Raw genomic sequence first — 12,805 nt, forward strand, 5'->3', positions numbered from 1 at the left:
CAATCTTGCTTGACTGCTATCACCGGTTCAAGGATATCTATTTCAATGTGAATCTATATCTGGTATTTATAACACATGTTTGAGTTCAGTTGTTCTAATAGTTGATCTTCGGGACAGACGAGTTTGCTTCCTGATCGAAGCCGTCAGCACCTGCCCGTTACATCGCGAAGGCGTCATTGTGCGCCCTCTCGTAGTTGACGAATTTATTAAAGTTTTTCAGGAAGACCAGTTCTACTGTACCTACCGGACCGTTACGCTGTTTGGCGATAATGATCTCGATAATATTTTTCTTTTCGGTATCCTGATTATAATAGTCATCCCGGTAGAGGAACGCTACGATGTCGGCATCTTGCTCAATCGAACCCGATTCCCGCAAGTCACTCATCATCGGACGTTTATCCTGACGCTGCTCTACACCCCGGCTCAGCTGAGACAAGGCAATAACTGGAACTTCCAGTTCCCGGCCAATCTGCTTCAGTGTACGTGAGATCTCGGATACCTCTTGTTGACGGTTCTCCCCGGCTTTGCCGCGTCCACTAATCAATTGAAGATAGTCAATCAGGATCATACCCAGACCCTTCTCCTTCTTCAGACGACGGCATTTGGCACGAATATCGGCTACCGTGATACCAGGTGTATCATCGATATAGATATTAGCTTCGTTGAGAGCTGCGATACCCATCGTCAGCTTCTGCCAATCTTCATCCCCTTTGAATTCCCCTGTACGAAGAACTCCCGCGTCCAGGTTGGCTTCCGCACAGATCATACGTTGTACGAGCTGTGCAGCCGACATCTCGAGACTGAAGATGGCTACCGTTTCTTGCGCCCGGATGCCTACATTCTGAGCGATATTCAAGGCGAAAGCCGTCTTACCTACGGATGGACGTGCCGCTACAATGATCAAGTCACTGCGCTGGAAGCCGGCAGTCATCTTGTCCAAATCGATGAAGCCGGAAGGGATGCCAGTTGTCGTTCCCCGGTTCTGATGCAGCGTTTCGACTTTATCGAATACTTCCATCAATACGTCCTGAATGGCTATAAAACCACTACTGGAGCGACGATTGGAAATCTCCAGAATACGACGTTCAGCTTCTCCAAGCATGGCTGCAACATCTTCGCCGCCTGTATATCCTTCGCTTACGATCTGTGTTGCCGTACGAATCAGACGACGCAGCATCGATTTCTCTTCGATAATCTGAGCGTAATAGTCTACGTTCGCGGCTGTAGGTACACCATGTGCCAGCTTAGCCAGATAACTAACGCCGCCAATGTCCTCCAGCTCACCTTTATCCTTCAGAAGCGAAGTCAGTGTCACGAGGTCAATCGGTTGATTTCCCTCACCCAGCTGAATCATCGCTTCAAAGATTAATTGATGGGGTTTATCATAGAAATCCTCGGTTTGCACCCGTTCCATCGCTGTAATCAGGGCTTCACCCTGCAACAGGATTGCACCCAGCACGGCCTGTTCGGCTTCCAGGTTCTGCGGGGGAATCCGGTCGAATAACATTTCGCCGCCCATCTTACTCTTCCGTTACCTGTACCTTCAAGGTTGCCTTCACTTCAGGGTGAACCTTGACAGTTACTTGTGTTACGCCGAGTGTACGAATAGGCTCGTCCAGCTCAATTTTGCGTTTGTCTACTTTCAAACCCTTTTTAGACAAAGCTTCTGCGATCTGTTTGCTGGTAATGGCGCCGAACAGACGACCACCTTCGCCGGACTTGGCTTTTAGTTCAGTCACTTCTGCTTCCAGCTTCTTCGCGAGTGCTTCCGCTTCTGCTTTCTCTTCCTGTTTGAGTCGTTCCTCAGCTGCCTTCTGGTTGTCGAGTGTCTTCATGTTGCCGTCCGTTGCCAGACGAGCAATTCCCCGTGGCAGTAGGAAGTTCTGTGCGTAGCCCTCAGATACTTCCTTCACTTGCCCTTTCTTGCCTTGACCCTTCATATCTTTTATAAAAATGACTTTCATTCGAACAGCCCCTCTTCCTTTTCGATTTCAGCCAGTACGTTCGTCAGCCGTTTTTCTGCCTCTCCAAGCGTTCCTTCGAGCTGAACGGCAGCATTCGTCAAATGTCCGCCACCGCCCAGTCGTTCCATGACAACTTGAACATTCATGCGCCCCAGCGATCTCGCGCTGATGCCAATCAGTCCATCCGGACGCTCACTAATTACAAATGAAGCGACCACGTCAGTCATGTTTAGCAATGTGTCCGCCACCTGGGCGATCATCATCTGTGAAATCTTGCTGCCAGGGTCCGTGACCGCCAGCGCAATGTTCCCGTATACCATTTTAGCATGCTTTATGATTTCTGCCTTAGCAATATATTCTGACAGATCTTCTTTCATCAACCGTTGGACCATAATGGTGTCCGCACCACTACGTCGCAGGAAGCCTGCGGCCTCGAACGTTCTAGACCCGGTGTGCAATGCAAAATGCTTCGTATCCATCGTGATTCCGGCAAGCAGAGCCGTAGCTTCAAGTGGAGTAAATTGTACTTTGTCATGAATATATTGCAAAAGCTCCGTTACCAGTTCCGCAGCCGAAGAAGCGTAAGGCTCCAGATAGATCAACACAGCATCATTGATGAACTCCTCACCCCGACGATGGTGATCCACAACAACAACTCGGGTTGCAGACTGCACTAGTTTCGGCTCCATGGTCATAGAGGCCTTGTGTGTATCCACCACGACCAGCAGCGTGTGCTCTGTCATCATCTGGGTTGCTTGTTCCGGTGATACAAATGCTTTGGACAACTTCTCGTCCTTGTTCACTTGCTCCATCATCCGTTCAATCGCTGGATTGATTCCATCCAGAACAATGCGTGCTTCCACATTGTACAGACTCGCCGCTTTCCATACCCCGATGGACGCACCGATTGCGTCCATATCCGGAATTTTGTGCCCCATGATGAGCACTCGATCGCTCTCCTGCATGAGGTCACGCAGCGCATGCGCAATAACTCGTGCTCTCACCCGTGTTCGTTTCTCCACGGCGTTGGACTTGCCCCCATAGAAAGACAGACGTTGCCCCGATTTCACAGCCGCCTGGTCGCCGCCGCGTCCAAGTGCCATGTCCAGACTGGACTGTGCCAATTCTCCCATCTCGCTGATGCTATCCGAACCAAACGCGAGTCCGACACTGAGTGTCATGGGCACTTTGAGGTCAGCGGTCATCTCCCGAACTTCATCCAAAATGACAAATCGGCTCTGCTCCAGTTCTTGCAATGACTTATGATTCAGCATCAACAGATAACGATCCGAAGACAGCCGGCGCAGGTACACTTCATACTGTTTGGCCCATGATGTAATCTCACTGGTCACACGAGCAATCAGCGCGGTACGCTGCTGGTCGTCCATGCCTTGGGCAGCCTCGTCCAGATTATCGAGAACGAGAATACCCAAAGCAAGGCGTTCATTTTCATATTTATCACGAAGAATGGCTAGCTCCGTAATCTCGTATACATATACATACCGCTCCTGCGGGTTATGAATAACTCCATAATGCCGATCATCCAACTGGAATTCGTCATGGAATTCCCTGGATGCATGTTCCTTCGTCCCATCCTTCTTCTCTTTAGGCTGAGGAAGTTTGGGAAACAAATTAAGCAGCGGATTACCCACCATTGTCTTCTCCTGGAACATCTCCGCAACAAAGCGATTATGCCACTCTACCGTACGATCTTCGCTGTACAGCACAATTCCGAATGGAAGCATGCTGACCGCTTCCCCCTCCATCCGTTTGATCCGGATAGACAGGCCATTAATATAGTCGTTAAGCTCACGGCGGAACGCGAGCTCCGCCTTAATCATGACGATTCCCAGCGCCGAAGCCAGTATCAGACTAATCAAACCAAGCGTCCAGTTATAAATGGTAACGAACATAACGAGCAATAGAAGCAGTATGAACGCCCATACGGTATAGTAGCCGTGCCAGCGTTTCTTCAGAAATTTAGGCAAGACTCATCACCCTATCGTTTTGATTTCGATATTGCCTCACGAAGCGGGAACGCCAGATCGATAATTCCGATAATCCGAAGCGGACCAATGAAGAAGACCGCAGCCGCCAGGAAATATGGTATAACCGGATTCCATTTCTTTGTATGTGAGAGAAAGAAGAAGAAGCCGATCGCTTGAATCATGAAGCCCAGATTGATTAATGGCGACAGGTTCATGGCAATCATCGTCCAATATGTTCCATCGCTTTGTCTCGAGATCACTTCGATCAACAGTGCAAGGAAATAATACCAGATCAATGCACGCGGCATACGCCACTCTCTCGCTGGTGGAAGCTTTGATACCACCACACCCATCACATTCAAAATCGGGCGCGCAATGGCGTGCGTAATAAAGGCCATTACCATCGATGTAACAACGAGAGCAAACGGGATCATAAGCTGCGTTTGCTTGGCGACATCCTCGGTCATCTCAGGAGTCCATGCAAACCCGTTAATCATCTGATTCGATGAATTCGTTAACGGTTCAATGGTCAATTTGACTACATCTTCAATATAACTGGACAGGTCGAATTGGAAAATGACACTGCCAACCAAGAGCAACAACAAGTATTCTGCCAACATCATGCCACTTCCCGCCATCAGTGCAAACAGCGCCGATTTGCGTGTTTTATACGCGTGACCCATAACGATCGCTGGCAGGGTAAAGATAAGCAATAGTAACAGATAGATGGGGTGGAATACGACCAAAATAACAGCTACAGGCACGAGATGCCATATAAAAGATTTTAAAGATAATGAAGCATACAAAATAACTCCCGGTATCATCATAAAAAATATGGCAAGTACCGATAAAGGAGTTAACAGCGAAAGTAGCAAGAGCAGATAAACTGCGCTCCAAACAGCTGATTTAAAGCTAAATTTCAACAAATTCACCTCTTACGCATATGATCTTCTAGTGCGGAAATATCCTGGTACCAGTCTTCAAGCTGGTGACCTTCCTGTTTATGCTTCCTCAACTTCTCAACTAGCAGAGCATCCAGATCCTTGAAAGGAATACCGAGCCTGCGGCCCAATATGTAACTACTCATAATCAAACTGGCAAGACTGTCCCCGATTCGAGTTGTACTGCCTTCCCATAACGCCTTGAATAATCGGGATACCTGATCAAGCACTTCGGTTTTCAGCCATTCAATCACTTTAGCACGTTTGGCTACATCCAGTTCTTTAGGCATATTGGCGAAAGTCACTCTCCCCCGAAAAAGCTTTATTCTCCATTATAGCATAAAAAGAGGGCCCGCAAAATTACCCCAAAAAGCGGAGAAGTTCTCCGAAACTGATGTCAGGTACTTATGCGGAGTCCTCCGTACATCCTATCGACCTATATATTTGTCAAAAGCTTCGAATGCGCCCTTGGTTCAGCACTTCTTAAGTTTAACATGATACTGGATGGCTGTGATTATCCCTCATGACACCATAATATTTAAATTCGGTACAGCTTTACTTAGCCTTGATTGATTCTTTGGCTACAATGCCCTCGCAGTACTCTATAATTTGACTCCGTCTGACAATACCAATGAATCGATCCATATCGTCGACCACAGGAACAAAGTTCTGAACTTTAGCCAGATTAATCAGGTCTTCCATGTTGGCGTCAATGGATACGGGTTTAATATCCAAGCGGAGTGGAACGTCTTTGAGTAAAAATTTTGAAGCGTTTTCAAATGAAATCTTTCCCTCGGCATTCTTCATATACCACAGTAAGTCGCCTTCGGTAACCGTACCAATATATTTGCCCTCTTTATTCAAAATGGGAACCGCCGTAAAACGATGATATTCCATCCGTTCCAACGTTTGCCGCAGCGTAGAATCCGACGTCACACACGTAACCTCTTGTTTGGGTAGCAAAAAGAATGCGATGTTCATACCCTTGTGTATCCTCCTTATGAATTTCTTCGTTCAACTTATCTCGCTCAACTTATATTATACGGATTAGAACGCAGGATGTTCCAAAAGGATCACAGTTCTCACTGCAAAGAAAAAAAACAGCAGCCCGCGAATAAACGTACTGCTGATTGTGGTCTACAACACATCATCGGTATGGAATTGGTTATTCAATCTTTTGCCGGTCAGGGATCATTACTTCGCCGGCTGGAGTCGATTGATCCATCCAGTTGTTAATCAGCTCTTTGGCATATTGGACATCTTTCTCGTCAGCCTGGCCATAATAGATACCATCCTTTTTCATCCCCTCACCAAGAATGGTGAAGCTCGAAATCTGAGGTTTCTCCTGAGTAAGCACCTGTTTAGCCAGATCAATAATAAACGAAGCTCGCATATCCGTCTGGAAGCTGTCTCCCATAATCTGAATCAATTCGGGAATTTTGGCGATTTGATTCAAATTGAGCATCTCATTCGCCATCGCGTTCAGGAAAATCTGCTGCCGTTTGGTACGATTAAAATCACTATCCTCACGGTATCTTACATAATACAATGCTTCCTGCCCGTCATAGATCGGCTTACCGCCTTCAATCGTGAATTGCACATGATCCGGGTTCTTGTTCACAATGTCCTCATCAATTGGCAGTTTTACACCACCAAGCGCATCAACTACTTTTTTGATCCCGTCAAAGTTGATCGTTGCATAGTAACCTACATCAGCATCAAGGAATTTCTCCACCGTATTGATGGACATATTCTCCCCACCAAAAGCATAGGCATGCGCCAGCTTATCATAATCATCTACGCCGTCTTTGTTTGCATCCCGTCCAACAATCTGCACATACGTATCACGTGGAATGGATACCAGAAGCACACGAGATTCCTTGGGGCGTACTACAGCATAGATAACGGTGTCTGAACGTCCGCGCGTCTTCTCATAGGCACGTTTATCCGAACCCAGCAGTAACACGGAGAAAGGTTCCTTACGGTATACTGTTGGATCAGGCGTATTGTTGCCTTCTTGTGGTACATAAGAGCGGGATAGTTGATCTTCTACCGAGCCGGCGAGAAACAGATCAAATGCCGCCACAGCCAGCTGTTGACGGAACAAGTAACCTCCGATTAACAAAACAACAAGTGAAACGAGCGTTATATATAGGCCTTTTCTTCTTTTCTTCTTCTTATCTTTAGTTCTGCTTTTCATCCATTGATTCCTTCTTCACTATGAAAATGATACTGCCTGGCTATATAAGTTTCAGCTAATATTTACACAAATAACGGAGAGGTCAGAGAAAACCTCAAGAAGCGTAGCGCTCGCCTTTATTACCGGATTTTAACCTTTGGAAAGGAAATCAAAAAATCTGGGGATAACAGCGATCGGAAGGTTACTCTGAACTCGCAGTGATGCAGTGTAACGATTCGTTGAACTTATATAATACCAATTAAACGTCTGAGATACCTTGTGACTCGGTGTTCTTCAAAGTTTTCTCTCTCTGGAATCAAGACACCGCTTACGCTCGTTCTATTGTAATCATTGCGGGAGGAGGAAAAGTTACAATCCGGTTAAATTGAAAAGAACAGTGACTCCTTTTTCGTTTCAAAAGGTACACTGTTCTCTTCATTTTCACACATGGTTTTATCCGTTCGTCGATACACTTTCCACATGAGGATTCTTCTCTTTATGACGCAGACGTCCCGTTATAAGCGCAGCCACCAGCGTAAGCACACTGAATATAACCGCGGACCAGAAAAGTCCACTGTAACCCTCCCCTGTCGTTTGATGCAGTGCCTGAAGCAACACATCACGGATACCTTCATCAGGGATCTGGGACAGGCCCTGGGTCAGACTGGAGACATCACTACCTGATGCCCCGCCTGACGCATATTGTTGCAGCATTTCAGGTGGCACCTGAATTCCTTTATCAGCGAATCCTGCCTGAATGTTGGACCCCAGATTAGTGAAAGAACGTGCCAGGAATCCGGCGAAAATGGTAGGTGCAATAGCCATTGCCATCTGCCGGAATAACGAGCTGGTCGCTACCGCGATACCTTTGTTATTCTCCCCCGCCTGTTCGGTGACAAGTACGTTAACTGGCGCACCAAGCATCATGCCGAAGCCGATCCCTACGAGAGTACTCGCGATGACAAATTGCCAGATATGCTCCACCCACAGCGGGAACAGCAGGAACCCAATGGCAGATAATAACCCCGCAACCGATAACGTCCAGATTGGCCCTTTGCGGTCAACAAGGTAGCCACCTCCGCCCGCCCCAATACCGGATGCCAGCGCGAGTGGAGTAAACCAATACCCGGAAGCCGTATTGGATACGCCAAGATACTGTTCAACGAAACCGGGAATAAAGATCACCGAGGCCAGAATGGCTCCCGAGAAAAAGGCAATCAACAGCGTCCAACGAAAGGATGCAATGCCCAGAAGCTGTGTTGATACAACAGGTTCACGTTCAGATCCTTCCAGTCTTTTTTCCATGAAGTAAAAGAGCACCAGAATGATTACACCTGCCAAGAAAAAGCCGAAGAACATTGGTGACCCCAGGCTTTGAATCATGTTCACACCATCCAGATTGCTGAAGCTATACATTAGACTGAGTACACCCAGCGTCAGGACAGCAATACCGCTCCAGTCCACTGCTGCACGATTAAGCTCCTGCTCTTCATGAATAAATCGGATACCTGCAATGAATAGCAGGATGGCAATAGGTACGTTGATCAGGAATAACCAATGCCAGTTGCCCGTAATGTCCAGTATAAAAGCACCGATATTCGGCCCCAAAATGGCCGCAACACCATTCATACCCCCTAGCAGACCCAAGGCTGTACCTTGACGCTCCGCCGGGAACTTACTTAGCACGTAGGAGCTGGCAATGATAAATATCCCCCCACCGCCCAGAGCTTGAATGACACGAGCGATCAGGAAGAACGTAAATGATGTGCTTAGCGCAACCAGCAGGGACCCGATCCCAAACAGCGCCACTTCTATCAAAAACAGTTTCTTGCGACCATAACGGTCAGACAGTTTGCCTGCAATCGGAACACTCACCGCAAGCCCAAGCGTGTAGAGTGTAATCGTCCATGCTCCCCACGTTGGTGACACACCAAATGATGCATTTAAGGTGGTCAATGAAGAGGTGATGATTCCGTTATCCAGTGCAGCCATAAATACCCCTATGGCAAATAGGACCAGCGGCCATTTCATTTGTTTTTGCATCACATGTTACCTCCCGATCAGATCTTGATTTAAGTATCGTACAGTGGGTCTGGTACATATATATTAAACCGAATTGAATATTAATGACTCGCTGGTCATTTTAAAACAAAAGAAATCCATATGTCAATTTAATAATAAGGTTACATGGTTCATTTTACCTCTGCTCCGATAAAAAAAGCTGCCCACAGGTTTGATAAAACCTGCGGGACAGCCCTCATGTTTAACGTATTATGGCTGCATCAGGTGACGATTCAGGAATTTCTCAATCGCACGGTACAGATCAAGCTGATTCTCCACATTTGCGAAGCCATGACCTTCATTGGTCTTTAACATATAGGGTACGTCAACTCCACGCTTGCGTAATGCTTCAACAATCTGGTCTGACTCGGCTTGTTTGACACGTGGATCATTAGCGCCCTGAACCACGAATAATGGAGCCTTCATCTGATCGATGTGGAAGAGAGGTGAAATCGCTGTTAACAGCTCCTTGTCTTTCACGGGATCTCCTACACGTTCATAGAACATACTACGCTCAGACTCCCAATAAGGTGGAAGTGAGTCAAGAAGGGTGAAGATGTTGGAAGGTCCCACATAGCTGATGCCAGCAGCATAGACATCCGGTGTGAAAGCCAGTCCTGCCAGAGCGGCATATCCACCGTAAGAGCCTCCATATATGGCTACTCGTTTTGGATCAACCGTCCCCTCTTCAACCAGCCAATTCACACCGTCTGTGAGGTCGTTCTGCATCGCTTTGCCCCACTCTTTATTACCTGCATCCAGAAATTCTTTGCCGTATCCCGTGGAACCACGGAAATTGACCTGAAGAACAGCATAACCACGGCTTGCAAGGAATTGAGTCTCAGGATTGAAGCCCCATGAATCACGCGCCCAAGGACCACCATGTGGAACAACCACCAAAGGCAGGTTAGAAGTCTCAGCTCCTTGAGGCAATGTTAGATAACCATGAAGGGTCAGACCATCACGTGACTTATACGTAATAGGCTTCATATCTGCCATTTGACTCTCATCAATCCAAGGTGCAGCATCAGCCAGTTTATCGAGTTTGCCTGTTTTGGAATCATAGAAATAATACGTTCCCATTGCTTTGTCACTATACGCTACGAACAATACTTGGCCTTCCTTACTTATGCTACCGATACTAACTTCCTTGCCTGGCACTTTCGCTTTGATATCCTGCATTAATGTTTTGAACTCTTGATCAAAGAATTCATAGTTCACTTTATCTGTCTCATATATAGCAGCAAGAATAGTACCCTTTTCTTTGGAAGGTACGAAGTTGCTTACATCCACATCTTTATTTTCATAGATGGTTTTGGTTACCTTTTTGCTGCTTGGGCTGTACTCGACAATCGCCGTTTTGTCTCGCTCCAAGTTGGATATCGCATAGATATTTTTGTTATCATACGTGAACATGACTGGCGCAAAAGTCTCTCCAAGCTTCGTTGTCAGAAGCGGCTCAAATTCTTTGTCCTCCGATTCACGATACAGTAACGAAGACACATTGCCATCACTGGACACGGCAACACGAATTTTACCTTCGTGATCCGTCAGCCAGCCCGTAATATTACCCGGGTTCTCTGCAGCAAGTACAGCCTCCCCTGTCTTGATGTTAATCCGATACACATCGAAAATGCGCGGATCACGCTTGTTCATGCCTACCAAGATTTCATCCGGAATATTCTCAAGCGGATCTACCAGGATGGCTCTTGTGTTAGGATATGGCGTCAGATCCTTGCTGTTTTTACCATCGATATCCGTGACATATATATGGTAATTCTCATCGCCTGCCTTATCTTGTACATAGAGCAGCTTTTCATTGGTTGCCCAAGCAAATCCTGCAATATTACGTTCTGTTTCGCTCGTAATCCGTGCAGGCTTATCCTGGCCATTTGCAGTAACTACGATATTCATGCGGTTGTTCCACGGCTCCAGGTAAGCAAGATGCTTACCGTCCGGGGACATCTGGAACCCTGCCTGAGCAGGCTGTTTGAAGAAGTCTTCCAGAGGAGTAAGACCATCCGATTTCACATCGAGTCCAAGCGCCAGATATAGTGCATCAGCGAATTCCCCATGGGTGACTGACTGTTTGGCGTTAAATGCGCTACCTTCGATAATAAAATGCTGTTTCACGCGCGCAGCGTCATCCGCATGCACAGCTGGGATCTGATCGGCATCACTGTACACGACTTGGATTCCGTTATCCTTCAGTTCAAATGCACGTGTGAACAACGATGCCATCTGGGCGCGTGTAAGTGGAGCATCCGGGGCATATCCTTTGGCCTTCCCTTGAATAAATCCGCCTTGTTTTAATGCGTAGATGGCAGGCGCAGCTTCATTCTCTGGCAAAACATCTGCAAAACCCTTGAGTGATGCAGGCGCATCCAGTTGAAGTACCCGTTGCAAAATGATTGCTGCCTCCGCGCGAGTGATTGGAGTCGTTAATTGGGCCATGCCATCTGTCGTACCATCTATGTATCCGAGTTGTTGCAGTGTTTGTGTTGCCTTGGAAGCAATTGCCTCCGAGACAGAGGCTGTAGGTTTAACGGCTTCGGCCGCCTGGACAGCCGGTTGAATCAGTGCGATGGACATAGCCATGGTAAGCGTGAGAGCGTATACCTTTTTACTAATTGCGTTCAAACAATCTCCCCCTTTAAAGTTAATTACATAATAATATGGAATTATACGTAAGTCATTTTACCATGATTAACCATAAGTTAACAGCGAGATGTCTCTCTGAGCAAGCCCATGTCCACTCTTTATTTTGAGCCCGAAAATCCATAGTTGAACAACTTCCGTGTTTCCACAAAACGCCCTTCACGGGTATCGGTCCCAAAAACAACTGAAATCAGTCTTTTGCCATCACGTTCAGCTGTCCCCACAAAGTGATATCCCGATTCTTCATCATATCCGGTTTTCAATCCGTCATTCCCATCATAAGCATAAGGCCCACCAATGGAGGACAACATCCAATTCGTGTTGCTCATGTACATCCCTTTTTGATGCATGGAGACTTGCATTTTACTGGAGATTCTTAAAATCTCGGGATGGTTATTCAGCAGATATCGCGCAAGTTTGCATGCATCTATAGCCGTCATTAAGGTTTGCCCTTGTATTTCCATCGGACGGTTAGGACCAAGCAGCTTTTCACTGAGGCCCGTTGAATTCGTGAATTGTGTATTTTCAGACAACCCGATCTTAGAAGCTTTCTGATTCATCTGCTGCACAAACTTCTGCTCTGAACCACTGATATGTTCTGCCAGAGCGACAGTTGCATCATTGGCTGAATAGACAGCCACGATCTCGAATAATTCCTGAACGGTGAATTGCTCTCCCTGCTTCAGGGTCAGTTGACTGCCACCCACGGAACTGGCATACAGACTCACATTAACTAGATCGTCCCATCTTATATCTCCTTTAATCACGGCTTCCATCACAAGCAGTTCTGTCATCAACTTACTAACGCCTGCAGGAGCAATCTCTTCGGAGCCGTTAAAATCCATTAGGATCTGTTCGGAGTTCATATCCATTAATACCGCGGATTCAGCTTTAATTCCCGGTTTGCCTACCAGCATGTCCGGTTTTACACCCAAATATATAATGAGCAGTAGAGCCAGCAGCATACCTGCCCGTTTCCACCATTTTTTCATAAGATGATCACCTCTTACCTAT

General features: G+C 46.8%; 10 protein-coding genes. All 10 read right to left on the reverse strand.

Annotated elements, in window-relative coordinates; all coding sequences use genetic code 11:
• Positions 1 to 157: 157 nt before the first annotated feature.
• Positions 158 to 1,519, reverse strand: a complete 1,362-nt coding sequence (gene dnaB / locus NLBNIHML_RS17220) for a replicative DNA helicase (RefSeq protein WP_253442260.1) — start codon at positions 1,517 to 1,519, stop codon at positions 158 to 160.
• A 1-nt stretch (position 1,520) separates the two neighbouring features.
• Positions 1,521 to 1,964 (reverse strand): 50S ribosomal protein L9, encoded by a 444-nt coding sequence (gene rplI / locus NLBNIHML_RS17225; protein WP_036611925.1) that lies wholly within the window; start codon positions 1,962 to 1,964, stop codon positions 1,521 to 1,523.
• Positions 1,961 to 3,952 (reverse strand): DHH family phosphoesterase, encoded by a 1,992-nt coding sequence (locus NLBNIHML_RS17230; RefSeq protein ID WP_339238881.1) that lies wholly within the window; start codon positions 3,950 to 3,952, stop codon positions 1,961 to 1,963. The genes rplI and NLBNIHML_RS17230 overlap by 4 nt, the downstream gene beginning before the upstream one ends.
• A gap of 11 nt (positions 3,953 to 3,963) precedes the next feature.
• The gene (locus NLBNIHML_RS17235; protein WP_017691446.1) at positions 3,964 to 4,875 is read right to left on the reverse strand and encodes a DUF2232 domain-containing protein; all 912 of its coding nucleotides are present in this window, start codon (positions 4,873 to 4,875) and stop codon (positions 3,964 to 3,966) included.
• Positions 4,876 to 4,880: 5 nt separating this feature from the next.
• The gene (locus NLBNIHML_RS17240) at positions 4,881 to 5,183 is read right to left on the reverse strand and encodes a MazG-like family protein (protein WP_253442948.1); all 303 of its coding nucleotides are present in this window, start codon (positions 5,181 to 5,183) and stop codon (positions 4,881 to 4,883) included.
• A 265-nt stretch (positions 5,184 to 5,448) separates the two neighbouring features.
• Positions 5,449 to 5,874, reverse strand: a complete 426-nt coding sequence (locus tag NLBNIHML_RS17245; RefSeq protein WP_091035263.1) for a CBS domain-containing protein — start codon at positions 5,872 to 5,874, stop codon at positions 5,449 to 5,451.
• Positions 5,875 to 6,058: 184 nt separating this feature from the next.
• Positions 6,059 to 7,093 (reverse strand): LCP family protein, encoded by a 1,035-nt coding sequence (locus NLBNIHML_RS17250; protein WP_091035261.1) that lies wholly within the window; start codon positions 7,091 to 7,093, stop codon positions 6,059 to 6,061.
• 432 nt (positions 7,094 to 7,525) lie between these two features.
• Positions 7,526 to 9,115, reverse strand: a complete 1,590-nt coding sequence (locus NLBNIHML_RS17255; RefSeq protein ID WP_339258129.1) for an MFS transporter — start codon at positions 9,113 to 9,115, stop codon at positions 7,526 to 7,528.
• Positions 9,116 to 9,343: 228 nt separating this feature from the next.
• Positions 9,344 to 11,773 (reverse strand): S9 family peptidase, encoded by a 2,430-nt coding sequence (locus NLBNIHML_RS17260; RefSeq protein ID WP_494352421.1) that lies wholly within the window; start codon positions 11,771 to 11,773, stop codon positions 9,344 to 9,346.
• Between the two features lie 119 nt (positions 11,774 to 11,892).
• Complete coding sequence (locus NLBNIHML_RS17265) at positions 11,893 to 12,783, reverse strand: D-alanyl-D-alanine carboxypeptidase family protein (RefSeq protein ID WP_494352422.1); 891 nt, start codon at positions 12,781 to 12,783, stop codon at positions 11,893 to 11,895.
• Between the last annotated feature and the right edge of the window lie 22 nt (positions 12,784 to 12,805).

This window comes from Paenibacillus sp. JNU01, assembly GCF_059130585.1.

Bases quoted from the DNA above. Each gene is read 5' to 3' on its own strand.
- rplI (WP_036611925.1), bottom strand. From the start codon at position 1,964: ATGAAAGTCATTTTTATAAAAGATATGAAGGGTCAAGGCAAGAAAGGG.
- dnaB (WP_253442260.1), bottom strand. From the start codon at position 1,519: ATGGGCGGCGAAATGTTATTCGACCGGATTCCCCCGCAGAACCTGGAA.
- NLBNIHML_RS17255 (WP_339258129.1), bottom strand. From the start codon at position 9,115: ATGCAAAAACAAATGAAATGGCCGCTGGTCCTATTTGCCATAGGGGTA.
- NLBNIHML_RS17250 (WP_091035261.1), bottom strand. From the start codon at position 7,093: ATGAAAAGCAGAACTAAAGATAAGAAGAAGAAAAGAAGAAAAGGCCTA.
- NLBNIHML_RS17240 (WP_253442948.1), bottom strand. From the start codon at position 5,183: ATGCCTAAAGAACTGGATGTAGCCAAACGTGCTAAAGTGATTGAATGG.
- NLBNIHML_RS17265 (WP_494352422.1), bottom strand. From the start codon at position 12,783: ATGAAAAAATGGTGGAAACGGGCAGGTATGCTGCTGGCTCTACTGCTC.
- NLBNIHML_RS17245 (WP_091035263.1), bottom strand. From the start codon at position 5,874: ATGAACATCGCATTCTTTTTGCTACCCAAACAAGAGGTTACGTGTGTG.